At 64.2% G+C, this 25,483-nt stretch carries 25 protein-coding genes; 20 read left to right on the forward strand and 5 right to left on the reverse strand.

The window, feature by feature from the left end:
- The 4 genes from PSET11_RS09500 to PSET11_RS09515 all read left to right on the forward strand — a co-directional run bounded on the left by PSET11_RS09500 (window position 1) and on the right by PSET11_RS09515 (window position 3,593).
- Window positions 1-834: an exodeoxyribonuclease III gene (locus PSET11_RS09500; protein ID WP_124091864.1), complete on the forward strand. Its 834-nt coding sequence runs from the start codon at window positions 1-3 to the stop codon at window positions 832-834.
- A gap of 18 nt (window positions 835-852) precedes the next feature.
- On the forward strand, window positions 853-1,896 hold the full coding sequence (trpS, locus tag PSET11_RS09505; RefSeq protein ID WP_124091865.1) for a tryptophan--tRNA ligase: 1,044 nt from the start codon (window positions 853-855) through the stop codon (window positions 1,894-1,896).
- 4 nt (window positions 1,897-1,900) lie between these two features.
- Window positions 1,901-2,521 (forward strand): 2'-5' RNA ligase family protein, encoded by a 621-nt coding sequence (locus PSET11_RS09510; protein ID WP_124091866.1) that lies wholly within the window; start codon window positions 1,901-1,903, stop codon window positions 2,519-2,521.
- 88 nt (window positions 2,522-2,609) lie between these two features.
- On the forward strand, window positions 2,610-3,593 hold the full coding sequence (locus tag PSET11_RS09515) for a YihY/virulence factor BrkB family protein (protein WP_238989101.1): 984 nt from the start codon (window positions 2,610-2,612) through the stop codon (window positions 3,591-3,593).
- On the opposite strand, the gene PSET11_RS09520 is transcribed toward PSET11_RS09515, so the two are convergent.
- The 5 genes from PSET11_RS09520 to sdhC form a co-directional block, all read right to left on the reverse strand.
- Window positions 3,556-4,320, reverse strand: coding sequence for an alpha/beta hydrolase family protein (locus PSET11_RS09520; protein ID WP_124091868.1), 765 nt, complete (start codon window positions 4,318-4,320; stop codon window positions 3,556-3,558). The genes PSET11_RS09515 and PSET11_RS09520 overlap by 38 nt on opposite strands.
- 146 nt (window positions 4,321-4,466) lie before the next feature.
- Window positions 4,467-5,249, reverse strand: coding sequence for a succinate dehydrogenase iron-sulfur subunit (locus PSET11_RS09525; RefSeq protein ID WP_124091869.1), 783 nt, complete (start codon window positions 5,247-5,249; stop codon window positions 4,467-4,469).
- A 1-nt stretch (window position 5,250) separates the two neighbouring features.
- Window positions 5,251-7,050, reverse strand: coding sequence for a succinate dehydrogenase flavoprotein subunit (sdhA, locus tag PSET11_RS09530; protein ID WP_124091870.1), 1,800 nt, complete (start codon window positions 7,048-7,050; stop codon window positions 5,251-5,253).
- Window positions 7,051-7,145: 95 nt separating this feature from the next.
- Entirely contained in the window at window positions 7,146-7,607 is a 462-nt protein-coding gene (locus PSET11_RS09535) for a succinate dehydrogenase hydrophobic membrane anchor subunit (protein WP_124091871.1), read from the reverse strand.
- Window positions 7,608-7,610: 3 nt separating this feature from the next.
- Window positions 7,611-7,991 (reverse strand): succinate dehydrogenase, cytochrome b556 subunit, encoded by a 381-nt coding sequence (gene sdhC, locus PSET11_RS09540; RefSeq protein WP_124091872.1) that lies wholly within the window; start codon window positions 7,989-7,991, stop codon window positions 7,611-7,613.
- 273 nt (window positions 7,992-8,264) lie between these two features.
- On the opposite strand from sdhC, the gene PSET11_RS09545 reads away from it, so the two are divergent.
- The 16 genes from PSET11_RS09545 (at window position 8,265) to eno (ending at window position 25,360) form a co-directional block, all read left to right on the forward strand.
- Window positions 8,265-9,398 (forward strand): mannose-1-phosphate guanylyltransferase, encoded by a 1,134-nt coding sequence (locus PSET11_RS09545; protein ID WP_124091873.1) that lies wholly within the window; start codon window positions 8,265-8,267, stop codon window positions 9,396-9,398.
- Window positions 9,399-9,448: 50 nt separating this feature from the next.
- Window positions 9,449-10,648: an amidohydrolase gene (locus PSET11_RS09550; RefSeq protein ID WP_124091874.1), complete on the forward strand. Its 1,200-nt coding sequence runs from the start codon at window positions 9,449-9,451 to the stop codon at window positions 10,646-10,648.
- 77 nt (window positions 10,649-10,725) lie between these two features.
- On the forward strand, window positions 10,726-11,160 hold the full coding sequence (locus tag PSET11_RS09555) for a MarR family winged helix-turn-helix transcriptional regulator (protein ID WP_124091875.1): 435 nt from the start codon (window positions 10,726-10,728) through the stop codon (window positions 11,158-11,160).
- Between the two features lie 55 nt (window positions 11,161-11,215).
- On the forward strand, window positions 11,216-11,644 hold the full coding sequence (locus tag PSET11_RS09560; protein WP_124091876.1) for an organic hydroperoxide resistance protein: 429 nt from the start codon (window positions 11,216-11,218) through the stop codon (window positions 11,642-11,644).
- Window positions 11,641-12,660: an NADP-dependent oxidoreductase gene (locus PSET11_RS09565; protein ID WP_124091877.1), complete on the forward strand. Its 1,020-nt coding sequence runs from the start codon at window positions 11,641-11,643 to the stop codon at window positions 12,658-12,660. The genes PSET11_RS09560 and PSET11_RS09565 overlap by 4 nt, the downstream gene beginning before the upstream one ends.
- A 258-nt stretch (window positions 12,661-12,918) precedes the next feature.
- Complete coding sequence (locus PSET11_RS09570; protein ID WP_415502163.1) at window positions 12,919-14,028, forward strand: BMP family lipoprotein; 1,110 nt, start codon at window positions 12,919-12,921, stop codon at window positions 14,026-14,028.
- Window positions 14,029-14,206: 178 nt separating this feature from the next.
- Complete coding sequence (locus PSET11_RS09575; protein WP_124091878.1) at window positions 14,207-15,811, forward strand: ABC transporter ATP-binding protein; 1,605 nt, start codon at window positions 14,207-14,209, stop codon at window positions 15,809-15,811.
- Window positions 15,804-17,207: an ABC transporter permease gene (locus PSET11_RS09580; RefSeq protein WP_124091879.1), complete on the forward strand. Its 1,404-nt coding sequence runs from the start codon at window positions 15,804-15,806 to the stop codon at window positions 17,205-17,207. The genes PSET11_RS09575 and PSET11_RS09580 overlap by 8 nt, the downstream gene beginning before the upstream one ends.
- Complete coding sequence (locus PSET11_RS09585; protein ID WP_124091880.1) at window positions 17,204-18,529, forward strand: ABC transporter permease; 1,326 nt, start codon at window positions 17,204-17,206, stop codon at window positions 18,527-18,529. Before PSET11_RS09580 ends, PSET11_RS09585 begins: the two co-directional genes overlap by 4 nt.
- Before the next feature lie 5 nt (window positions 18,530-18,534).
- Entirely contained in the window at window positions 18,535-18,939 is a 405-nt protein-coding gene (locus PSET11_RS09590; protein ID WP_124091881.1) for a cytidine deaminase, read from the forward strand.
- Window positions 18,940-18,941: 2 nt separating this feature from the next.
- Window positions 18,942-20,246, forward strand: coding sequence for a thymidine phosphorylase (locus tag PSET11_RS09595; RefSeq protein ID WP_124091882.1), 1,305 nt, complete (start codon window positions 18,942-18,944; stop codon window positions 20,244-20,246).
- Window positions 20,247-20,252: 6 nt separating this feature from the next.
- Window positions 20,253-20,876 (forward strand): DedA family protein, encoded by a 624-nt coding sequence (locus tag PSET11_RS09600; protein WP_124091883.1) that lies wholly within the window; start codon window positions 20,253-20,255, stop codon window positions 20,874-20,876.
- 456 nt (window positions 20,877-21,332) lie between these two features.
- Complete coding sequence (locus PSET11_RS09605; RefSeq protein WP_377947039.1) at window positions 21,333-22,013, forward strand: DedA family protein; 681 nt, start codon at window positions 21,333-21,335, stop codon at window positions 22,011-22,013.
- Between the two features lie 39 nt (window positions 22,014-22,052).
- The gene (locus PSET11_RS09610; RefSeq protein WP_124091885.1) at window positions 22,053-23,195 is read left to right on the forward strand and encodes an adenosine deaminase; all 1,143 of its coding nucleotides are present in this window, start codon (window positions 22,053-22,055) and stop codon (window positions 23,193-23,195) included.
- A gap of 142 nt (window positions 23,196-23,337) precedes the next feature.
- Complete coding sequence (locus tag PSET11_RS09615; protein ID WP_124091976.1) at window positions 23,338-23,961, forward strand: MazG nucleotide pyrophosphohydrolase domain-containing protein; 624 nt, start codon at window positions 23,338-23,340, stop codon at window positions 23,959-23,961.
- Window positions 23,962-24,079: 118 nt separating this feature from the next.
- Window positions 24,080-25,360, forward strand: coding sequence for a phosphopyruvate hydratase (eno, locus tag PSET11_RS09620; protein ID WP_124091886.1), 1,281 nt, complete (start codon window positions 24,080-24,082; stop codon window positions 25,358-25,360).
- Window positions 25,361-25,483 lie beyond the last annotated feature (123 nt).

Below are 25,483 nucleotides of genomic sequence, written 5' to 3' on the forward strand. Positions count from 1 at the left end.
GTGAGCTCGGCATTGAAAAAGGACCACCTTCGTATCGCATCCGTCAACGTCAACGGCCTGCGCGCCGCCTACAAGAACGGGATGGCAGCCTGGCTGGAGCCCCGCGACGTTGACATCCTCTGCCTGCAGGAAGTGCGCGCACCCGACGCAATCGTCCACCAGCTCCTGGGCGAGGGCTGGTTTGTCCTGCACGCCGAAGCCGAGGCTAAAGGCCGCGCTGGCGTAGCCATCGCCGCCAGGCAGGAACCGCTGGCCACCCGCGTGGGCATCGGCGACGAGTATTTCGCGACGGCGGGACGCTGGGTTGAGGCCGATTTCCGCCTTCTCAACGGGGCCGGCAACCCGGTCCAACTGACCGTGGCGAGCGCCTACGTCCATTCCGGCGAAGTGGGTACGCCCAAGCAGGATGACAAGTTCCGTTTCCTGGACGTCATGAGCACGCGGCTGCCGGAACTTGCCAAGCACAGCGATCATGCCCTGGTGGTGGGTGACCTCAATGTGGCGCACACGCCCCTGGACATCCGCAACGCCAAAGCCAACGTCAAGAAGGCTGGCTTCCTCCCGGCGGAGCGCGTCTACTTCGACAACTTCATGGGCGAGGAGATCGGCTGGCAGGACGTGCACCGCAACCTGGCCGGTCAGGTCGATGGTCCGTACACCTGGTGGTCGCAGCGGGGCAAGGCGTTCGACAACGACACCGGTTGGCGGATCGACTACCATCTCGCGACACCCGCGCTGGCCGCCGCCGCCGTTTCGGCAGTGGTGGACCGCGCGCCCTCGTGGGACACGCGCTTCTCTGACCATGCACCGCTGGTAGTGGACTACCAGCTCTAAGCCCTGAAAGTTTCTCCCATGACTACCCAGCCACTCCCGGCCGTCAAAAAGCGCATACTCTCCGGCGCCAAGCCCACTGCTGATTCCCTGCACCTGGGGAACTACATTGGCGCTGTCCGCAACTGGGTGGACATGCAGGCCCAGTACGATGCGGTGTTCTTCATCCCTGACCTGCATGCCGTGACGGTGGACTTTGATCCCGCGGACCTGGCCAAGCGGACCCGGATCGTTGCCGCCCAGTACATCGCAGCCGGTATCGACCCGGACAAGAGCATCTTCTTTGTCCAGTCCCACGTTCCCGAGCATGCGCAGCTGGCATGGGCGCTTAACTGCATCACTGGGTTTGGTGAGGCCTCCCGGATGACCCAGTTCAAGGACAAGACCCAGAAGTCGGGTGCTGATTCAGCCACCTTGGGCCTGTTCGCGTACCCCACGCTGATGGCTGCGGACATCCTGCTCTACCAGTCGGACCTGGTACCTGTGGGGGAGGACCAGCGCCAGCACCTGGAATTGACGCGCAACCTGGCGCAGCGCTTCAACACGCGCTTCGGCGAGACCTTCACGGTCCCGGAGGCAACGATCGTCAAGGAAAGCGCCAAGATCTACGATCTGCAGAATCCCAGCGCCAAGATGTCCAAAACGGGCGAGTCGCCCAACGGGGCCATCCAGCTGCTTGAGGATCCAAAGATCGCAGCGAAGCGCATCAAGTCCGCAGTGACCGACGCCGGCACGGAGATCCGCTTCGACCCGGCGGAGAAGCCGGGCGTCTCGAACCTGCTCACCATTTTCTCGTCCCTCACCGGCAAGAGCATCGCCGAACTCGAATCCGACTATGCGGGCAAGATGTACGGCCACCTCAAGGTGGACTTGGCAGAGGTGGTGGTGGATTTCGTGACGCCGCTCCGCGACCGCACCAACGAACTCATGGCCGATCCCGCCGAACTGGACCGGCTGCTGGCCATTGGCGCCGGCAGGGCCCGGGACATCGCCTCGGCCACGCTGGCCAAGGTCTACGACCGGATGGGCTTTCTGCCGTCCTTGAGCCCCGCCGGAGTCCGCTAGCACCATGGCAGCGGAAGCCGAAGTGGCCAAGGCCCGCCCTGATGACGTCAGCGTTGGCGTCATCCTGGGCTTTCCCCCGGAGGTAGCGGAGGAGCTCCAGCGTTGGCGTGCTTCGTTTGGCGATCCGCTGGCGGACGTGGTGCCGGCCCACATCACGCTGGTCACCACCACGCCTACTGCCGATTGGCAGGCCACCTTGGCGCATGTTCGCCGGATCGCACAGTCGCAGCAGCCGTTCCGGATCACCATCTCCGGTACTGGGACGTTCCGGCCGGTCTCGCCGGTGGTTTTCATCAACGTGGAGGACGGCTTCGAGCATTGCGTGGACCTGCACGCGAAGCTGCAGCAGGGCCCGTTGCATCGGGATCTGCCGTTCGCCTACCACCCGCACGTCACCATCGCCCATGATGTGGCGCCCGAAAGCCTCGATGAGGCCGAAACGGTACTCAAAAATTACAAAGCAAGCTTCCCAGTCGCTAGCATGGGACTTTACGAGCACGGTGCTGACGGCATCTGGCAGCTACGGGAAGAGCTGGACTTTGGGACCCAAACAGACGACGACGGCGGCACCCGGTACGCGGATGCCAGCACCGACGCAGACGGAGACACCGCCGCTGCCCACTGATCGTGCCGGGTTGCGGCTGGAAGTAAGCCGTAAACAGGTCGATGTGAGCAAAGCACGCAGGGCTGAGAATGGCCCGTTCGCAGTCCTCATGGCCCAGCTGATGCTGTTCCTGGCCAAGCTGAACGCCTTTCTACCGATGCGCGCGTTCCAGCAGTACGGCCGCCAGCACGGACCGTTGATGGCCGCGGGAATTGGTTTCGTGATGTTTTTTTCCATCACCGGCCTCTTGGCCACCGGATTTTCGATTGCGGGCTTGGTCCTCCGAGGCCAGCCGGAACTCCTCAACACGGTGGTCAGCAGTGTGGCGCAGAGCGCGCCGGGCCTGCTGATCGTCAACGGCAGTGAGGGGTTGGTGGATCCGCAGAAGCTGCTGAACCCCAGTGGCCTCGGTTGGACTGCCGTGATTGCAGCCGTGATCACGATTGTCACGGCCCTGAACTGGATCAACGGCGTCAGGGAAGGCCTACGTGGCGTCCATGAGTTGCCGCCGCTTACCGTCCCGGTGTTTCTCCTCAAACTGCGCGACGCCGGCGCCCTGGTCCTTCTGGGCGTGGCCCTGGTCCTCAGCTCGGGGGCCTCGCTGATCTTTGGGACCGCCGCCGGCTGGATTGCCGACACCCTGCACCTGGACGCCGCCATCGCCACGCCGCTCTCCTGGCTGGTCAAGATCGCCATCCCGCTCATTCTGGGCTGGGCCACTGCCTTGATCATGTTCCGGCTGGCGGCAAAGCTTGAGCTGTCCCGGCGCACCCTGCTGGAAGGCACCATCATCGCAGCCGTGGGCACCACCGTCCTGCAGTTCTTCTCTACCGAACTGCTCGCCAGTGCTGGCCGGAACCCGCTGTTGGCGCCCTTCGCCATCATCATTGGGCTGCTGATCTGGTTCAACCTGGTCAGCCAGGTGTACCTGCTGGCAGGCTCCTGGACCGTGATCCGCGAAGCGGACCTGGCGGCAGCAGCCGGCTCGGAAAAAGCGGCCTGGGGCGCGCGTCAGGTCCAGCCCGGCAAGGTGCCGCCCGCTGGTGCGGGCAGGATCAGGCGTCGAGGTATTGGTCGGCCCACGCAGCGATGATCCGGGCGGCACGGGCCGCCTGACCCTTGCCGGTCAGCAGGTGGTCGCTGCCCTCCAAGGACACGAAGTTCCGCGGGTGCCGGGCCGTCTGGAAGATGGTGCTGGCATTGTCGATGCCCACGGTGTTGTCGGTGGGGGAGTGCAGGACCATCAGCGGTCGGTGCAGCTTGCGGATGCAGTCGGTGAGGTCCGCGTTTTCGAGGTCCTCCACGAAGTGCTTGCGGATCTCGCGGCGCTTGCCGCCCAGGGTCACCTCGGCACTGCCTTCGGAGAGGATCTTGTCCAACGCAGCGTCGTAGACGTGGGCCACATGCCGGGGCGAGAACGGCGCAGCCACGGTGGCCACGGCGTCGAGTTCGGGAATGTCCTTGGCTGCCGCCAGGACGGCCGCGCCGCCGAACGAGTGGCCCACCAGGAGCGAGATCTCCTTGCCGACGCTGCGCATGTAGGCGGCGGCCATGACGGTATCGGCGACCTTGTGGCTGAACGATCCGGCCGACCATTCACCAGCTGATTCGCCGAGGCCGAGGTTGTCGAAGCGCAACATGCCCACGCCGGAGTCGGCAAGCGCCTTACAGATCCGCGACGCAGCGGGGCTGTCCTTGCCGAGGGTGAAGCCGTGCGAAAACACGCCCCACCCCTTGATGGCACCCTCGGGGCTGTCAATGATGCCGGAGAGGATCTCGCCTGTGGACCCGGTGAAGGTCACCTTCTCGGAGTGGGACACGGTGTCGCCTTTCGACTTAACTGAGGGGTGTTAAAACGAACGACGGCGCCACACCCCTGTGCGGGGACCGTCACCGCGGCTCCCCGCACAGAAGGCGGGGGAGCCGCAGGAACGGGTGTGACGCCGTCGTACGCGGAAAACGGAAACTAGATCTTGCGGGAGAGAATGGCCTGCTTGACCTCGGCGATGGCCTGCGTGACCTGGATGCCACGGGGGCATGCTTCGGAGCAGTTGAAGGTGGTGCGGCAGCGCCACACGCCTTCCTTGTCATTGAGGATTTCCAGGCGCATGTCCCCGGCGTCATCGCGGGAATCGAAGATGAAGCGGTGCGCGTTGACGATTGCGGCCGGACCGAAGTACTGGCCATCCGTCCAGAACACCGGGCACGAGGACGTGCACGCGGCGCAGAGGATGCACTTGGTGGTGTCATCGAAACGCTCACGGTCCTCGGCGGACTGCAGGCGTTCCTTGGTGGGCTCGTGACCCTTGTTGATGAGGAACGGCATGACCTCGCGGAAGGACTGGAAGAACGGCTCCATGTCCACGATCAGGTCCTTCTCAACCGGAAGGCCCTTGATGGGTTCCACGGTGATCGGCTTGGTGGTGTCCAAGTCCTTCAGTAGGGTCTTGCAGGCCAGGCGGTTGCGGCCGTTGATGCGCATGGCATCGGAACCACAAACACCGTGGGCGCAGGACCGACGGAAGGACAGGCTGCCGTCCGTCTCCCACTTGATCTTGTGCAGGGCATCCAGCACGCGGTCGGTGCCGTACATGGTGACCTGGAAGTCTACCCAGGTGGCTTCTTCCGAAACCTCGGGGTTGTAACGGCGCACGCGCATGGTCACGTCGAAGGACGGGATTTCCCCGCCGCCTCCGATGTGGGCTGGCAGTTCAACTTTCGAGGCTGGCTCGGCAAGTTCGGCGGTCATTTTAGTACTTCCTCACCATCGGCTCGTAGCGGGTAAAGACAACCGGCTTGGTGGCCAGGCGGATACCGGCAATGGCTTCCGCAGACCCGTCCGCCGGGGCGTGATCGTCCTTGTACGCCATGGAGTGCTTCATGAATTTCTCGTCGTTGCGGTCCGGGAAGTCTTCGCGGAAGTGGCCGCCGCGGGATTCTTCACGGTGCAGCGCGGCCACGGTCATGACCTTGGCCAGTTCCAGCAGGAAGCCCAGCTCCACTGCCTCAAGGAGGTCAAGGTTAAAGCGCTTGCCCTTGTCCTGGACGGTGATGTTCTTGTAGCGGGCCTCGAAGGACTCGATATCGGAGAGCACCTGGTTCAGGGTGTCGGCGGTCCGGAACACCTGCATGTTGGCGTCCATGGTGTCCTGCAGATCCTTGCGGATCAACGCCACCTTTTCGGTGCCGGTGCCGTTGCGGGCAACGTCCAGCAGTTCGATGGTGAACGCTTCGGCATTCTCCGGCAGCTCAACGTAGTCGGCCGTCTTGGAGTACTCGGCCGCAGCGATGCCGGCGCGCTTACCGAACACGTTGATGTCCAGCAGCGAGTTGGTGCCCAAACGGTTGGAACCGTGCACGGAAACGCAGGCCACCTCCCCGGCGGCAAACAGGCCGGGAATGACGGTGTCGTTGTCCTGCAAAACCTCGGAGACGATGTTCGTGGGGATGCCGCCCATGGCGTAGTGCGCCGTGGGGAACACGGGCACCGGCTCGGTGTAGGGCTCCACCCCGAGGTAGGTGCGGGCAAACTCGGTGATGTCCGGGAGCTTGGCGTCAATGTGCGCCGGCTCCAGGTGGGTCAGGTCCAAGAGGACATAATCCTTGTTTGGACCACAACCGCGGCCTTCACGCACTTCATTGGCCATGGAGCGGGCCACGATGTCACGCGGCGCGAGGTCCTTGATGGTGGGGGCGTAGCGCTCCATGAAGCGTTCGCCCTCGGAGTTACGCAGGATAGCGCCCTCACCGCGGGCAGCTTCGGAGAGCAGGATCCCCAAGCCGGCAAGGCCTGTCGGGTGGAACTGGAAGAACTCCATGTCCTCGAGGGGGATACCGCGGCGGAACGCGATGCCCATGCCGTCACCGGTCAGGGTGTGGGCGTTGGACGTGGTCTTGAAGACCTTGCCGGCGCCGCCGGAGGCGAACACCACGGACTTGGCCTGGAAGACGTGCAGTTCGCCGGTGGCGAGGTCGTAGGAGACCACGCCGGCAACGCGCTTCTGCTTGTACGGGGTGCCGTCGGCGCGGACTGCGTCCTCTTCGACCGTCAGCAGGTCAAGGACGTAGTACTCGTTGTAGAACTCCACGTTGTGCTTGACGCAGTTTTGGTAGAGCGTCTGGAGGATCATGTGGCCGGTGCGGTCGGCTGCGTAGCAGGCGCGGCGGACGGGGGCCTTGCCGTGGTCACGGGTGTGGCCGCCGAAGCGGCGCTGGTCAATGCGGCCCTCGGGCGTGCGGTTGAACGGCAGGCCCATCTTCTCCAGGTCCAGCACGGCGTCGATGGCTTCTTTCGCCATGACCTCCGCGGCGTCCTGGTCTACCAGGTAGTCGCCGCCCTTGACGGTGTCGAAGGTGTGCCATTCCCAGTTGTCTTCTTCGACGTTGGCGAGGGCCGCACACATGCCGCCCTGGGCCGCGCCCGTGTGTGAACGGGTGGGGTAGAGCTTGGTCAGCACTGCTGTGCGTGCCCGCTGACCGGATTCGATCGCTGCGCGCATGCCAGCGCCACCGGCACCGACGATGACGACGTCGTACTTATGGACCTGCATACCAGACGCTCTTTCTCTCAAAATTCACTTCAAACAACAGGGCGGCGTTGCCTGCCCTGCACCATGGGCCGCGTGGGCCCTGGAAATACTCGGGGTTAGGCAGGGCAGAATCCGCCCGGCAGCTGTACGCCGTCGACGACGGGGCACGGGTCGAAGGTGAAGATCACCAGGGTGCCCAGGACGATGATGACGACAGTTGCCGAGTACAGCACCGTTTTCAGCCAACGCCGGGTGGAGTCCTTCTCGGCGTAGTCGTTGATGATGGTGCGCACGCCATTGGTGCCGTGCAGCATGGCCAGCCAGAGCATGGCCAGGTCCCAGAACTGCCAGAAGGGGTCAGCCCACTTGCCGGCCACGAAACCGAAGTCGATGGCGTGGATGCCTTCGCCTACCAGGAGGTTGACGAACAGGTGCCCGAAGATCAGCACCACCAACACCACGCCGGAGAGGCGCATGAAGAGCCATGCGACCATTTCGAAATTGCCTCGGCTGCCGCCGGTACGGCGATACCGCGGGGCGATCCGTCCGCTTCGCGGGCTCTCGATCGTTGCAGTCATGGCTTAGTGACCTCCGAGGGCGAGGGACAGGTGGCGGATGGAGAATGCCGCGATGGTGACCAGCCAGAGGCCGAGCACTACCCAGAGCATCTGGCGCTGGTACTTGGCGCCCTGCTTCCAGAAGTCGACGGCGATGATGCGCAGGCCGTTGAACGCGTGGAAAACGATGGCGGCGACCAGTCCGGTTTCGCCCAGGGCCATCAGGGGATTCTTGTAGGCACCAATGACGGCGGTGTACGCCTCGGGGGAAACCCGTACCAATGAGGTATCCAGTACATGGACCAACAAGAAGAAAAAGATCACTACACCGGTAATACGGTGTCCTACCCAGGACCACATGCCTTCACGGCCGCGGTACAAGGTGCCAGCTGGTTTTGTCGGCACTGATAAACCTCCCTGCAACACAGCGGCGCTGGCATGAAATCCACGCGTGGGGAACGCCTGCTGCGAGAGCACTCGTAGCTCAGGCCTAAATGTAGGCTTCGCTAACAGCATATTCAATTTAGGAGCGACTTAGTCGGCGGTACTGGCGCGGATTCCAGGATTTTCTGAGACCAAGCCCACATTTCTATCCCTAAACTGGAAGGCTGTGCCTCGCCGGGACGCTCCGGACCAGCATTCAGTTGCGCAGGGCTCGACAGGCTAAAGTAGGCCCTGATGAGTAAAGACACAGTGACAAGCCCGGAATCACCCCTTGAGCGCTTCATTGCGGTAATTCCGGCAGGCGGAGTGGGGACCCGCCTCTGGCCCCTGTCACGAGCCGCAGCTCCCAAATTCCTGCACGACCTCACCGGTTCCGGCAGCACACTGCTCCGTGCCACCTACGACCGGCTGCAGCCACTGGCTGGCAGCCGTGTCCTGGTCGTCACGGGGCAGGCCCACCGAGACGCCGTCTGCCGGCAGTTGCCCGAACTCCAGGATTCAGACCTGGTGCTGGAGTCCGAGCCCAAGGATTCCGGCGCTGCCATTGGGCTCGCGGCCGCCATCCTGTATGAACGGGACCCCGAAACCATCATGGGTTCCTTTGCCGCGGACCAGGTGATCAGCCCGGATGCCTTGTTCCACGAAGCGGTCCGTGAGGCCATCTATACGGCTGCTGCCGGCAAGATCGTGACCATCGGCATCAAGCCCACGCATCCGTCCACCGGTTTCGGCTACATCAGGTCGGGGGCTGGCCTGGGAATTGCTGGCGCCCCTAGCGCGCAGGCCGTGGTGGAGTTCGTGGAGAAGCCCAATGAAGAGGTGGCCCAGCAGTACCTCGACAGCGGCGAGTACGTCTGGAACGCCGGAATGTTCGTGGCGCCCGTGGCCTTGATGCTGTCGCACCTGGAAACCAACCAGCCCGAACTGTTCAAGGGTTTGCAGGAGATCGCCCGCGCTTGGGACACTCCCGAGCGCGACGCCGTGACGGCCAGGGTGTGGCCCACCCTGCCCAAGATCGCCATTGACTACGCCGTGGCTGAGCCCGCGGCGGCTGCCGGCGACGTTGCTGTTGTGCCCGGTGCCTTCCGTTGGGACGACGTGGGCGACTTCGCCTCGGTGGGCCGGCTGAACTCAGCCCGCGAAGTAGATGACGTCACGGTGCTCGGTGAAGGCGCTCGCGTCTTCACTGAAAACTCCAGCGGAGTGGTGGTGACGGACACCAAACGCGTGATCGCCCTGATAGGCATTCAGGATGTGGTCATCGTGGACACCCCTGACGCGTTGCTGGTGACCACCATGGCCAATTCGCAGCGGGTCAAGGCTGCCGTGGATGCCCTCAAGGCCAGCGGCGACACTGACGTGTTGTAACGCGGCGTCTGTGATGCCCGCTTCGCGGTGACCCTCGCTAGAGTGAACCAGTGCGCAATTACACTACCGAGGCCGAACCCACCGCTTTAGTTGCTCCCTGGCTGGAGCCGCTTCTGCCAGAGCTCCTCGAGTTCCGCCGCGACCTGCACGCACACCCGGAACTTTCGTTCCAGGAATTCAGGACCACTGATCGGCTGGCCGCGCGACTGGAAGCGGCCGGGCTCACCCCGCGACGGCTCGACGGCACTGGGCTCACAGTTGACGTGGGGGAGGGGCCTATCGCTACCGCCCTGCGCGGGGACATTGACGCGTTGCCGATCATCGAGGACACCGGCCTTGTTTTCGCGTCGAAGAACCACGGTGTCACCCACGCCTGCGGCCACGACGTCCACACCACCACCATGCTGGGCATTGCCCTGGTCCTGCAGCGCATGCACGAGCAGGCTCCGTTGGGGGCAACGGTCAGGCTGATCTTCCAACCCGCAGAGGAAACCATGCCGGGCGGCGCGCATGCCTGCATCGACCAGGGCGTCCTTGAGGGCGTGCCCCGCATCCTGGCGCTGCACTGCGATCCACGCATCGAGGTGGGCAAGATTGGGACCCGCATCGGTGCCATCACCTCGGCGTCGGACACCATCCGGATTGAACTGTCCGGTCGTGGCGGCCACACGTCCCGGCCGCATCTCACCGAGGACCTTGTTTTCGCTCTGGCCCAGATCGCCGTCAACGTTCCCGCGGTACTGTCGCGCCGGGTTGATGTCCGCAGCGGCGTCTCGGTGGTCTGGGGGCAGATCTCGGCAGGTTCGGCACCCAACGCCATTCCCGGCACCGGTTACATGGCGGGCACCATGCGCTGCCTGGATCGGGAAGCGTGGCACGCGGCCGGAGAACTCTTGGACGAGGTGGTCCATCAGGTGGCAGCCCCGTACGGCGTGGATGTTCGGCTTGAGCACACCCGCGGTGTCCCGCCAGTGGTCAACTCCGAGCACGAAACGGCCATCATCGAAGCCTCCGCCCGCGCCGAGATCGGGGAAAACGCGGTGGTCCTCACGCCGCAGTCCATGGGCGGCGAAGACTTCGCCTGGTTCCTGGCGGAGATCCCTGGCGCCATGATGCGGCTGGGTACCAAGACGCCGGGCGGCGAAGAATACGATCTTCACCGCGGCGACTACATCCTTGACGAGCGTGCCTTGAGCATGGGCATTCGGGTGCTCACCGCTGCTGCGTTGCGAGCCATCCGGGACGTCTAGGGGCTGGCCGGACTCGGCAGATCGAGCCCTGATCGCTCTAAGTTGTGCACAATTGAATTGTGGGCTACAGTTATTTCATGACCGAAACACCCCGCCTTGACCGCCAGGTCTGCTTTGCCCTCTACTCAGCCTCTCGGGCCGCCACTGCCGTGTACCGTCCGGTCCTTGAGGACCTGGGCCTGACCTATCCCCAATACCTGGTCATGTTGGTGTTGTGGGAAGAGCAGCCCCGCGGGGTCAAGGAACTCGGCATCGAGCTGGGGCTGGACTCCGGCACCCTTTCGCCCCTTCTCAAGCGGCTCGAGGCGTTGGGACTGGTGGAGCGCCGTCGGACGGGGGAAGACGAGCGCCGCGTCGCCGTCCACCTGACGCCTGCCGGCCACCAGCTCAGCGCCAAGGCAAATGCCATTCCGCGGCGGCTGGCGGAGGCGGCCGGACTGACGGAGCCTGAGCTAAATCAGCTGCGCAGCACCCTGGCGAAACTGACGGCCGCGCTGCACGCCGCTGTCTGAACCGCAGCCCAAAAATTTTCACGATTCAGCAGAATTCAACAGAACGGATATTCCTGTGAAGACTCTTTACACCGCAGAAGCACTCGCCACCGGCGAAGGACGCGATGGCAACGCCAAAACCAATGACGGCAAGCTCGAGGTTGCCCTGGCCAGCCCCGTGGAACTGGGTGGCAGCGGCGAAGGCACCAACCCAGAGCAGCTGTTTGCCGCCGGGTACGCAGCCTGCTTCCACTCCGCGCTGCGCCTGGTGGGCCGCAAGGAGCGTGCCGACCTCACCGAGTCCGCTGTTGCCGCCAAGGTCCACCTGGGCCAACTGCCTGACGGTGGCTTCGGCCTCGCCGTGGAGCTGGAAGTAGCCCTGCCAGCCCTGGATCTTGCCACGGCGGAAAGCCTGGTTGCCAAGGCGCACCAGGTCTGCCCCTACTCGAATGCCACCCGCGGCAACATCACGGTGGACCTCAAGGTGCTGGAGTTCGCAGCATGAGCGCCGCAACCCTCCCGGTCAGCACTCGCGAAATCCAGCTCGCCTCGCGTCCCGTAGGCCGGCCCGTGCCGGAGAACTTTCGTTTGGCGGAGTCGAGCCTGCCTGAACTGCAGGAGGGCCAGATTTTGGTCCGCAACAACTTTATGTCGGTAGACCCCTACATGCGGGGCCGTATGAATGACGTCAAGTCCTACTCAGCGCCGTTCGCCGTGGACCAGGCGCTCGACGGTGGCGCAGTGGGCGAAGTCATCGCGTCCCGAGCAGCTGACCGGACTGTGGGGGAGACGGTGCTGCATTCGCTCGGCTGGCGTGAGTACGCGGTAGTCGACGCTGCCACCAGCGCCGTGGTGCGCCCCGAAATCGCCCCGGAATCTGCTTTCCTGGGCGCCTTGGGAATGACAGGCCTGACCGCCTACGCAGGCTTGCTCAAGGTAGCCGAATTCAAGGCCGGCGACGCCGTCTTCGTCTCCGGCGCAGCCGGGGCCGTGGGCTCGCTGGTGGGCCAGATCGCCAAGGCCATGGGTGCTTCCAGGGTTATTGGCTCCGCCGGCAGCCCGGAGAAAGTAGCGCGGCTGCTGGAGCTCGGCTTCGACGCTGCCTTCAACTACAACGACGGACCCGTTCTGGAGCAGCTCGAAAAAGCAGCAGGTTCCGAAGGCGTCGACGTCTACTTCGATAACGTTGGTGGAGAGCACCTCGAAGCAGCCCTATCCGTGCTGAATGTGGGTGGCCGGGTCGCCATGTGCGGCGCCATCGCCCAGTACAATTCCACCGAACCTACGCCGGCGCCGCGGAACTTGATGCTGGCGATCGGCAAGCAACTCACGCTGCGTGGATTCCTGGTGGGCGGCTACTGGAACCTTAAGGACGAGTTTATGGCGAAGGCAGCAGCTTGGCTCGCCGACGGTTCCATCAGCTACGACGAGACGATCGTCGACGGACTGGCCAACGCCCCGCAGGCGTTCATGGACCTCCTCGACGGGGCCAACACGGGCAAGATGTTGGTCCGCCTCTAGGCTTCCGACGCCTCCGGCAAGCTCTCAGTAAGGGCGCCACCTTTGGGTGGCGCCCTTACTGGTTGGTAACAACTTGTAAACAATCTGCAGGATCAGGACCTGCTGTGCTACGCGGACGTGGCGCAGGCCACTAAAGTATTGGCATCAGTGCGCTCCGGCGCAGTGCTGCGAGCCGTCAGTGAAAACAGAATTTCAGTGCAGAAACGGACACTCATTGAATTCGAGCCGTAGCGCATCTCTCTTCATCCTGGAGGAAAATTGAAGAAATCACTGCGTGCAAACTTCAAGCGCGGTTCAATGGCGGGCGTCGCCACCCTGAGTGCGTCCGTGCTCCTGCTGTCCGCCTGTGGCGCAGCACCCGAAGCTGGCAGCGGTTCGAGCGCCGGCGCCTCCGACTACACCGGCTGCATCGTTTCCGACTCCGGTGGATTCGATGACCAGTCTTTCAACCAGTCTTCCTATGAAGGCTTGAAGAAGGCTGAAAAGGACCTGGGTATCAAGGTCAACCAGGTCGAATCCAAGTCCAACAACGACTTCGATCCCAACCTGCGCGCCATGGTCAGCGCCGGTTGCAACCTCACCCTGACGGTGGGCTTCCTCCTGGGCGACGCCACCAAAGCACAGGCAGAGGCCAACCCGAACAGCCACTTCGCCATCATTGACTTCGGCTACGATCCCGCAATCGCCAACGTCAAGCCCATCATCTACGACACCGCCCAGGCCGCGTTCCTGGCCGGCTACCTGGCTGCCGGCACCACCAAGACAGGCACGGTTGCCACCTTCGGCGGCATCAAGATCCCCACCGTCACCATCTTCATGGACGGCTACGCCGACGGCATCAAGTACTACAACGAGCAAAAGGGCAAGAACGTCAAGCTCCTTGGCTGGAACAAGGATGCCAAGGACGGCAGCTTCACCGGTGACTTCGAGAAGCAGGACGTCGGCAAGCAGCTGACGCAGAACTTCCTGGATCAGGGCGCGGACATCGTGATGCCCGTTGCCGGTCCTGTGGGCAAGGGTGCAGGCGCAGCCATGGCCGAGGCCAAGGCTGCCGGCAAGGACGTCAAGCTGATCTGGGTTGACTCGGATGGCTTCCTTACCGCTCCGGAGTACAAGGACATCATGCTCTCCTCCGTCATGAAGCAGATGGGTGAGGCCGTGGAGACCGTCATCAAGGATGACAAGGACGGCAAGTTCGTGAACACCCCGTACGTTGGGACCCTGGCGAACGACGGCGTCCGGTTGGCTCCGTTCCACGACTTCGACTCCCAGGTCCCCGCCGACCTGAAGTCGGAGCTGACCCAGATCCAGAAGGACATTGTGGACGGCAAGCTCAAGGTGGTTTCCGAGTCCAGCCCCAAGGCCTGATTCCCCGCTGAAAGCGCCACCCCCGGTTGGTCAATGACTGGCCGGGCGGTGGCGTTTTTGCTGGCTGCCAAAAGTAGCCAGCCGCCAACCCATCGCAGGACCGTACCCACTAGGCTGGGACCTGCAGCCACATATCCCGTCCGGGAAACCTCCGGACGCTTCGAGATTGGTCAGAGTTTTGAAACTTGAACTCAGAGGAATCACCAAAAGATTTGGCACCCTGGTCGCCAACGACCACATCGACGTGGTGGTCGAACCAGGGCAAATCCACTGCCTGCTCGGTGAAAACGGAGCCGGAAAATCCACCCTCATGAACGTCCTGTACGGACTCTATGAACCCAGCGACGGCGAGATCCTGGTAGACGACAAGCCGGTTGCCTTCCGCGGACCGGGCGATGCCATGGCCGCGGGCATCGGCATGGTCCACCAGCACTTCATGCTGGTCCCCGTGTTCACCGTGGCCGAGAACGTAGCGTTGGGCGCCGAGCCCACCAAGCCCGGCGGCTTCCTCAACCTGGACGAGACCCGCCGGAAGATCCGTGAGATCTCCGATCAGTACGGTTTCGATGTGGACCCCGATGCCATGGTGGAAGACCTCCCCGTGGGCGTGCAGCAGCGCGTGGAGATCATCAAGGCGTTGGTCCGCAACGCCAAGGTGCTCATCCTGGATGAACCCACCGCCGTGCTCACGCCGCAGGAAACCGACGAACTGTTGGACATCATGCGCCAACTCAAATCGAGTGGTACCTCGATCGTCTTCATCTCGCACAAGCTGCGCGAAGTTAAAGCGGTCTCGGACACCATCACGGTCATCCGGCGCGGAAAGGTGGTGGGTACCGCAGATCCGGCCGCCTCCACCACCGAGTTGGCCTCGATGATGGTGGGCCGCGCCGTGAGCCTCACCCTTGACAAGGCTCCTGCCGTTCCCGGCGACACCACCTTCGTGGTCAGCGACCTCACCGTGATCGCCCCCAACGGCCAGCACATGGTGGACGGACTCAGCTTCGACATTGCCCGCGGTGAAATCCTTGCCGTGGCCGGAGTCCAGGGCAACGGCCAGACAGAACTCACCGAGGCCATCCTTGGCCTGCAGGACCGGGTCACCGGCTCCATCACCCTGGACGGCAAGGAACTGCTCGGCCGATCCGTCAAAGACGTCTTGGGCGCCGGTGTGGGCTTCGTCCCCGAAGACCGCAAGGTGGACGGACTGGTAGGGACCTTCTCCGTGGCCGAAAACCTGGTCCTGGACCTCTACGACAAGCCGCCTTACGCCAAGGGCATCAGCATGAGCCCGGCAAAAGTCATGGAGAACGCCAAAGCCCGGATTGGCGAGTTCGACGTTCGAACTCCGACCGCCGCCGCCGCTGCCGGCACCCTGTCAGGTGGCAACCAGCAGAAGGTGGTGATGGCCCGCGAGCTCTCCCGCCCGCTCCGGCTTTTCATCGCGTCCCAGCCCACCCGCGGTGTGGACGTGGGGTCCATCGAGTTCCTGCATCGGCGCATCGTCGCCGAGCGGGACCAGGGCACGCCGGTGATGATCGTTTCCACCGAGCTCGACGAGGTGATGGAGCTTGCCGACAGGATTGCCGTCCTCTACAAGGGCAAGCTGGTGGGGATTGTCCCCGCAGGCACCGGACGGGACGTTCTGGGCCTGATGATGGCCGGGATCGCCCCGGACGAGCACCCTGCCGCCGCCGACCCAGCGCCTACAACCGCTGGACCGCCAGCCGCTGCCACCGCGGAACCCGCCACCGCCGACGCCGAAGGAGGCGACAATGTCTGAGAACAACACCCCCAAACACGCGGCCGACAGTGAACCGGATGCGCAACCTGCCGCACCTGACAGCACCGGCAGTACCGGCCACGCGACCGCGGCGAAGGATGAGAACGCTGTCCTCGCCGCCGTCGACACCGCAGGCGGGGCCATGGAGCCCTCAGCGGTCCCGGCCAGCGCGCAGAGCGGGCAGCTGCCCGGCGGATCCGATACGGTGCTCCGCAAAATCTTCACGGGCAGCGGCGTTGTGTCAGTCCTGGCAGTCCTGCTTGCCCTGATCATCGGTGGCCTGCTCATTGCCAGTACGGATAAGCAGGTGGCCGCTACGGCGTCGTACCTGTTCGCTCGCCCCGCTGACTTCCTGGCCGCGGTCTGGAACGCCGCCACGCGCTCCTACATCGCCTTGTTCCAAGGCTCAGTCTTCAACCCGCGTGGGTCTACCGCGGCGGCGCAGTTCGCGCCGTTCACCGAGACGCTCACCATCGCCACGCCACTCATCACGGCAGGCCTGGGCGTAGCCTTGGCATTCCGCGCTGGCCTGTTCAACATCGGTGCGCAGGGCCAGATCATCATGTCCGGCATCCTGGCAGCATGGGTTGGCTTCGCCTGGCACCTGCCACTAGGGCTGCACCTGCTGCTGGTGGTTGTTGCAGGCGTCCTCGGCGGCGCCATCTGGGGCGGCCTGGTAGGCCTCCTCAAAGCAAGGACGGGCGCGCATGAGGTGATCCTGACCATCATGTTCAACTACATCGCGCTGTACTTCCTGCGCTACCTCCTGAACACGCCTGCGTTCCAACGGCCGGGGGAGACCAACCCCATTTCGCCCATTCTGGACCCCAGCGCCATCTACCCGCAGATCCTGGGCGGCCAGTTCCGGCTCCACCTCGGCTTTGTGCTGGCCATTGCCGCCACCGTCCTGGTGTGGTGGCTCCTCAACCGTTCCACGGTGGGCTTTGAATTCCGCGCCGTGGGCGCCAACCCGAAGGCAGCACAGACCGCTGGCATCAAGGTTTCCCGGGCCACCATCATGGTGATGGCGATTGCCGGTGGCCTGGCTGGGCTCTCCGGTGTCGCCCAGGTAGCCGGTACCGAAAAGGTCCTGACCGATGGGGTGGCGGCCACCTACGGATTCGATGCCATCACCGTTGCCCTGCTGGGACGGTCGTCACCATGGGGGACGTTTGCGGCAGGCCTGCTCTTCGGTGCCTTCCGCGCCGGGGCCGTGCAAATGCAGATTCAGACAGGCACGCCCATCGACATTGTCCTGGTGGTGCAGTCACTGATCGTCCTCTTCATCGCGGCACCGCCCCTGGTCCGCGCCATCTTTGGCCTGAACCCACGTAAGAAGAAGCCAGCCCGTAAGGCCTCGACCCGGCAGGCAGCCACCACCGGAGGTGCAGCATGAGCGCAACAATTTCTTCGCCCAAACCGGAAACGCCGCAACCTGGAACGCCAGAGCTGGCAGGGTCCGTGGCCGCTGTGTCGGCAAAGCCGGTGAGCTGGCGGACGCCGGTGTTGCTGGCTGCCTTTGCCCTCATTGCGCTGGTCTTCTTTGGCTTCATGGGCCCGCAGGAAACGGCCAGCTTCGGGATCTCCACCGGGAGCGACTTCTTTCAACTGCCAGCGTTGCAGGTGAACGCCTTCGCCGGTGGCCTGGTGCTGTCCGTTCTGCTCCTTGGCCTCGCCGGCTACGCCATCTACTTGAAAACGAAGGACCGGCCCGCCCCAGGCTGGGTCAACATCGTGTTCATCGTCCTCTTCGTCGCAGCGTTCCTGATCTGGGTTGTGGGCGGTGCCCGGACCCCGTCCATTTCGCTGGCTGGCCTGATCGCCGGCTCGGTGACGCTCGCCGTCCCACTGGTTTTCGGTTCGCTGTCCGGTGTCTTGTGTGAACGTGTGGGCGTGGTGAACATTGCCATCGAGGGCCAGCTGTTGGGTGGCGCTTTCACTGCCGCCATCGTTGCGACCATCACCCAGAACCCCTTCATTGGCTTGCTTGCCGCCGCCGCCGCCGGTGCTGTCGTCTCCATTGTGCTTGCCGTTTTCAGCATCAAGTATGTGGTCAACCAGATCATTGTGGGTGTGGTTCTCAACGTGCTGGTTTCCGGTGTGACAGGCTTCCTGTTCAGCACTGTCATGCAGGCCAACAAGGCCCAATTCAACTCCCCGCCGGGCCTGAGCGTCATCGAAATCCCGGTCCTGTCCAGCATTCCCATCATCGGTCCCATCCTGTTCCGCCAGTCGATCGTGGGCTACCTGATGTATGCCGCCGTCGCCCTCGTCTGGATTGGCCTGTTCAAGACCCGCTGGGGCCTCAGGGTCCGTGCCGTGGGCGAGCACCCGCAGGCCGCCGACACGATGGGCATCAACGTCAACGCCACCCGGTTCTGGAACGTGACGCTTGGCGGTGCTGTGGCGGGTATTGGTGGTTCCTTCTTCACGCTGGTGGCCATTGACAGCTTCACCAAGGAGATCTCCGGCGGCCGCGGCTTCATCGCTCTGGCAGCGTTGATCTTTGGCCGCTGGAACCCGATCGGCGCCTTCTTTGCGGCGTTGCTGTTCGGCTTCGCGGATAACCTGCAGAGCATCGTGACCATCATCGGAACTCCCGTGCCCAGCCAGTTCATGGCCATGTTGCCATATCTGGTGACGGTCCTGGCCGTGGCCGGGCTGGTGGGCAAATCGAGGGGACCCGCAGCCAGCGGTATCCCGTACGTCAAGGGTTGACGCCCGTGGACGGCGTCGAGGTTGATTGGGCAGCTCTGGAGGCTGCCGCCGTTTCGGCAATGCAGAACGCCTACGCGCCGTATTCGTCCTTCCCGGTGGGCGCAGCTGCGCTCACCGTGGATGGCCGGATCGTGAGTGGCTGCAACGTTGAGAACGCCAGCTACGGACTCACGCTCTGCGCCGAGTGCGCGCTGGTAGGCAACCTGCACATGAGTGGCGGCGGGCTCCTGCGGGCCTTTTATTGCGTGGACGGGGCCGGCAACGTGCTGATGCCGTGCGGGCGGTGCCGGCAGCTGCTGTACGAATTCCGCGGACCGGACATGGAACTAATGACCACCCGCGGCGTTAAAACCATGGACCAGGTTCTTCCTGATGCCTTTGGTCCAGAACATTTGGAGGAGACTCGGTGAGCATGGCTGAAGCTTTCGACGCGGTGGACATCATCCGCGTCAAGCGGGACAAGGGAACCTTGAGCCCGGAACAGATCGACTGGACCATTGACGCCTACACCCGCGGCGTCATCGCGGACGAACAGATGGCTGCGCTGAACATGGCCATCCTGCTCAACGGGATGGACCGGACCGAGATTGCACGCTGGACTGCCGCCATGATCGCCTCCGGGGAACGGATGGACTTCTCCAGCCTGACTAGGCCCGACGGCGGCTTGAAGTACACCACCGACAAGCACTCCACCGGAGGCGTGGGAGACAAAATCACGCTCCCGTTGGCGCCGTTGGTGGCGGTTTTCGGGGTGGCGGTGCCGCAGCTTTCGGGACGCGGACTGGGGCACACCGGCGGGACGCTGGACAAGCTCGAGGCCATTCCGGGCTGGCGGGCAGACCTGAGCAACGCCGAGATGATGGCCCAGCTCCAGGACGTGGGGGCCGTGATCTGCGCCGCGGGCGCGGGCCTGGCTCCGGCCGACAAGAAGCTGTACGCCCTCCGGGACGTCACCGGGACGGTGGAAGCGATTCCGCTGATTGCCTCCTCGATCATGAGCAAGAAGATCGCCGAGGGCACCGGGTCACTGGTGCTGGACGTGAAGGTGGGCAGTGGTGCCTTCATGAAAGATGCCGCTGCAGCCCGCGAACTCGCCGAGACCATGGTGGCCCTGGGCAAGGACGCCGGCGTCAATACGGTCGCTTTGCTCACCAATATGGACACGCCCTTGGGCCTCACGGCCGGCAACGCCATCGAGGTGGAAGAGTCCGTGGAGGTCTTGGCCGGTGGCGGCCCGGCGGACGTGGTGGAGTTGACCGTGCGGCTGGCCGAGGAGATGCTTGCCTGCGCTGGCGTGCGGGACGCTGATCCGGCAGCAGCACTCAAGGACGGCCGTGCCATGGATGTTTGGAAACGGATGATCCGCGCCCAAGGCGGGGACCCCGACGCGGCGCTGCCCCAGGCCCGCGAATCTGAGGTCATCCTGGCCCCGGCCGACGGCGTCTTGGTCGAGTTGGATGCTTTGTCCGTGGGCGTCGCTGCTTGGCGGCTCGGCGCTGGCCGGGCCCGCAAAGAGGACGTGGTGCAGGCAGGTGCCGGTGTGCGCCTGCACGCCAAGCCCGGCGCCGTCGTGCGTGCCGGAGAGCCGCTGATGACGCTACTCACCGACACCCCGGAGCGGTTCGACCGCGCCAAGGAAGCTTTGGCCGACGCTGTCACCATTGCCCCGGCGGGCTCCCGGCCCGCCCAGCAACTGATCATCGACCGCATCGCGTAGGGATCCATGCAGGCCATCAACGACTTCATCCTTGCCGCAGCCGGACAACCGTGGGTCCTGATCCTGGTCTTCGCCTGCTGTGTTATTGATGGCTTCTTCCCGCCCATTCCCAGCGAATCGGTGGTGGTGGGTCTCGCTGCTGTGTCCGCGTCGGCGGCAGTACCGAACGCCTGGTTGTTAATGCTGGTGGCTGCTCTGGGTGCCTTCATTGGCGACAACATCGCCTACCTGATCGGCCGCAAGGTGGGGCTCGATCGGTGGTCGTGGATGCGGGGCCACCGGATGCAGACGGCCTTCACCTGGGCTGGCGGTGAGCTCCGCAAGCGCCCCGCGTCGCTGGTACTGGTGGCGCGGTTCGTGCCCATCGGCCGGGTGGCGGTCAACCTGACGGCGGGCGTGACCCACTTCCACCACCTCCGCTTTGTAGGTCTGACCGCGTTGTCTGCCACCCTCTGGGGTGCCTATTCGGTGGGCATTGGGCTGTTCTTCGGCCAGTGGTTTGAGGACAACCACCTGTTGGGGGCTGCGATCGCCATTGTCTGCGCGGTGGCGTTGGGCGTGCTGGTGGACTTCGGCATCAACCGGCTCCGCCGCCGGCCGCCCATGGTGGAGCGGATGCGCAATCCGTAGCTCCGCCGCGGCTGCTCTCACGAATCTGTACTAGGGCAGGACGGTAATCGGTTGGGCAGGCATGGCGCATGAGACGAGGCTGAGGCTGGTTGGGCCCCCCTGTGCCCGGTTGTTCCGGCCGGTGTCGTCGCACCAGTCGATGTCCTTGGGATAGGCGCTGACCCCCACGTTCCTCGTTGGATGCGGCGTGTATGCGCCCCTGTCAGAGTGAGCCCAGCTTATCCACTCCCACCCGAGGGCGGGGGACTCACCCCCTGGGTGGACAAAACCGGGGGATGGATATCACCCGCCGGGACGACGACGTGGCTGGTCAACCCGGGATAGCGTGGAACAGGTGTTCCGGGGCCGGGGCGTAGCGAACGACGCCCTGGCCGTGGGACACTTAAAAGCGATGTCCGTCACCATCTCCGGTGACTGTCCTATAGGAGCACTGCCCGCGTGGATTTCCTTAACCAAATGCTCGAGCACGCAGCCGAGCAGCCGTGGATTTATCCCGTGCTCCTGGTCTTTTTCTTCGTGGATGGCTTCGCCACCATCCTCCCCAGCGAGACCGCCATTGTTGGCCTGTCGGCGCTGTCGCTCCACACGGGCCAGCCCAACCTGTGGATCCTCGGCGCCACTGCCCTGGTAGGTGCCATGGCTGGCGACAACATGGCCTACATGCTGGGCAAGAAAATTGGCCTGGACCGCTGGAAATGGATGCGCCGGCCCAAGGTGCAGAAGATGTTTGCCTGGGCCCAATACGAACTCGACAAGCGCGGGGCGGTGCTCATCTTCACGGCCCGCTACATTCCGTGGGGCCGGGTTGCGGTGAACTACGTCGCGGGCCAGACAGGCTTCCGGCACCGCACCTTCTTCTGGTTGGACGCCTTTGCCTGCCTCACCTGGGTTGGCTACTCCATTGGTGTGGGGCTCCTGGCAGGCCAGTGGGTGCACCACAACCCGCTGCTGGGTGTGGGCATCGCGATCGTGTTCGCTGTGGTCCTCGGCATTGTGATTGACCACATCCTCCGGTGGTGGCACAAACGCCTGGCCCGCAACGATGCGCCCACGGACGGCAAGGATGACACCCAGGGTCCGTTCGGCGGATCAACGAACGTCCTGGCGCCCACTCCGGGTGACGGCTCGGCCGGGTAGCTGCTGGCATTGGTTGCCCAGCCACCCTATGGTGGAACGGTGACTGAGCCTATTCTTGACGCTGCCCCTGCCATCGACTTCGACCTGAAGAGCCTGCCCAAGGTTTCCCTGCACGACCATCTGGACGGCGGGCTTCGTCCCGCCACCATCATCGAGCTGGCACAAGCCGCCGGCCACACCTTGCCCTCCACCGATCCGGTGGCACTGGGGGAGTGGTTCCGGGAGTCCGCCGATTCCGGGTCGCTGGTCCGCTACCTTGAGACGTTTGACCACACTGTTGCCGTGATGCAGACCGCCGAAGGCCTGTTCCGCGTCGCCAAGGAATTCGTTGAAGACCTGGCGGACGACGGCGTGGTGTATGGCGAGGTGCGTTGGGCACCCGAGCAGCACCTTCAGCAGGGGCTGTCCCTCGACGAAGCCGTCGAGGCAGTCCAGGAGGGACTTGAAGCCGGCGTTGAAGCGGTTGGCGAGACCGGCCGCGAGATCCAGGTCGGCCAGCTCATCACAGCCATGCGGCATGCAGAGCGCGGCCAGGAGATTGCCGAACTTGCCGTCCGGCACCGCAACCGTGGCGCCGTCGGGTTCGACATCGCCGGGGCCGAAGACGGCTTCCTGCCGTCCCGGTTCAAGGAGGCCTTCACCTACCTGGCCGAAAACAACTTCCCCGCAACGGTCCACGCCGGCGAGGCAGCAGGCCTGGAGAGCATCCAGTCAGCACTCGTTGACGGCCGTGCACTGCGCCTTGGCCACGGCGTCCGGATCGCCGAGGACATCATGGTGGAGTTCGACGAGGACGCTGAAGGCGAGGCCGAGGACACCATCGGCCTGGTTACTCTGGGCGATCTTGCCAGCTGGGTCCGCGACCGCGGGATCGCCTTGGAAATCTGCCCCTCCTCCAACCTGCAGACCGGCGCCATCGCCGGCTTCGGCGAGGGGATCGACAGCCACCCGCTGGACATGCTGTACCAGCTGGGCTTCAACGTCACCATCAACACCGACAACCGGCTGATGAGCGGCGTCACCCTCACCGACGAATTCGATCTTTTGGTGGAGACCTTCGACTACGACCTCGACGACCTGCTCGAGTTGACCCTCAACGCTGCCGAAGCATCCTTCCTGCCGCTGGAAGAGAAGGAAGCGCTGGTGGAGTACATTAACGACGTCTACGCCGAACTTGGCTGATACAGCCAACACCGCTGGTGGGTTCCCTGCTGGGAACCCACCAGCGGAGTCAGCTGCGCAGACCGAACTGGCTGGACACCATCTGGCTGCCATGCCGGAGCTGGTCAGTGTCATCGCGGCACTTCGCGAGCATTGCCCGTGGATGGCGCAGCTGACCCACGCCTCCCTGGTGGAGTACCTGGTGGAAGAGGCCTACGAACTGGCCGAAACCATCGAAACCGGCGACGCCGGGGCCGACCCAACGGCAGCGGACGACGCCGAGTTGAAGGGCGAGTTGGGCGACGTCCTGTTGCAGGTGGTCCTGCACGCCCGGCTTGCCCAAGAGCGCGGCAAGTTCACGTTCGACGACGTGACTCGCGGCCTGAGTGCCAAGATGATCCGCCGGAACCCCCACGTCTTTCGTCCCGACGGTACCCTGCACACCGAATTCCCGGCCAGCATCGACGAGATCGTCCAGACCTGGGATGCGGTCAAGCGGGCCGAACAACCGGCCCGCACCGACCCGTTCCTCGGCATCCCCAAGGCGTTGCCAGCCCTGGCGCAGGCACAGAAATCCCTGGATCGGGCCGTGCGCGCCGGACACGACCCGCAGCCCGCCGCACCCGCTCCGGAAACGGAAGCCGAACTCGGCGAGGCGCTGTTCGCCGTCGTCCGTTCCGCCGCCGCAGCAGGCTTCGACGCCGAACGCGCGCTCCGCGATGCTGTGCGTCGCTATCAGCAGCAGACGGCTGGCCGGGAGCTGCCAGGCCCGGGCCCGGCGACGTGACGTCCGGGGGCTGGATAGTTTCCGCAACAAAGCCTCATCTCGACTAGGCTGGGACCCGACGAGTACGTCGAGTTTTCAGCTAGATTCCCCCCGTTAATCGCCCAAAAGGAGCAAATTCATGGCGCTTATCGATGCCATCCACGCCCGCGAGATCCTCGATTCCCGCGGCAACCCGACAGTAGAAGTTGAAGTTCTGCTCTCCGACGGCCAGATCGGCCGCGCAGCAGTACCCTCGGGCGCATCCACCGGCGAGCACGAAGCCGTTGAACTCCGTGACGGCGACAAGGGCCGTTACCTCGGCAAGGGTGTCCAGAAGGCCGTTGACGCAGTCATCGACCAGATCGCACCGGCACTGACCGGCTTCGACGCCACCGACCAGCGCAGCATCGACCAGGCCATGCTGGACCTGGATGGCACGCCCAACAAGGGCAAACTGGGCGCCAACGCCATCCTGGGCGTCTCCCTCGCCGTCGCCAACGCCGCAGCAGCTTCTGCTGACCTGCCGCTGTACAAGTACCTGGGCGGCCCCAACGCGCACGTCCTGCCCGTGCCGCTGATGAACATCCTCAACGGTGGCTCGCACGCCGACTCGGACGTTGACATCCAGGAATTCATGATCGTTCCGCTCGGCGCCGAGACCTTCTCCGAGGGCCTCCGCTGGGGCGTTGAGGTCTACCACAACCTCAAGTCAGTGCTGCAGGCCAAGGGCCTCTCCACCGGCCTGGGCGACGAAGGCGGCTTCGCACCGAACCTGCCCTCCAACCGGGCGGCCTTGGACCTGATCCAGGAAGCCATCACCAACGCCGGCTACACCCCGGGCAAGGACATCGCCCTGGCCTTGGACGTCGCCTCCTCCGAGTTCTTCACCGACGGCGCCTACCAGTTCGAAGGCAAGGCCCTGACCTCGGCCGAGATGAGCGCTTACTACGCCGAGCTCGTTGCCGACTACCCGCTGGTCTCCATCGAGGACCCGCTGGACGAGAACGATTGGGATGGCTGGAAGATCCTCACCGACGCCATCGGCGACAAGGTCCAGCTGGTGGGCGATGACCTCTTCGTCACCAACCCGGCCATCCTGCAGCGCGGCATCGACACCAAGACCGCTAACTCGCTGCTGGTGAAGGTGAACCAGATCGGTTCGCTGACCGAAACCCTGGACGCCGTTTCCCTGGCCCAGCGCGCCGGCTACACCACCATCACCTCGCACCGCTCCGGCGAGACCGAGGACACCACCATCGCCGACATCGCGGTGGCCACCAACGCCGGCCAGATCAAGACCGGTGCGCCGGCCCGGTCTGAGCGTGTGGCCAAGTACAACCAGCTGCTGCGCATCGAAGAAGAACTCGATGACGCCGCACGCTACGCAGGCCGCAGCGCCTTCCCGCGTTTCAAGGGCTAGTAGCCGCGGATTACCCTCAACGGTGGCTATGGTTGAAAGACCATAGCCACCGTTGTTGCTTAAGCAGCGACTCGTTTCAGCCCAGCTAGTGGCGGCCCCGGCAGGCTGCGCGGTTTCAGGAGT

Origin of the sequence: Arthrobacter ulcerisalmonis (assembly GCF_900609065.1) — a bacterium.
GTDB classification, from domain to species: Bacteria; Actinomycetota; Actinomycetes; order Actinomycetales; family Micrococcaceae; genus Arthrobacter; species Arthrobacter ulcerisalmonis.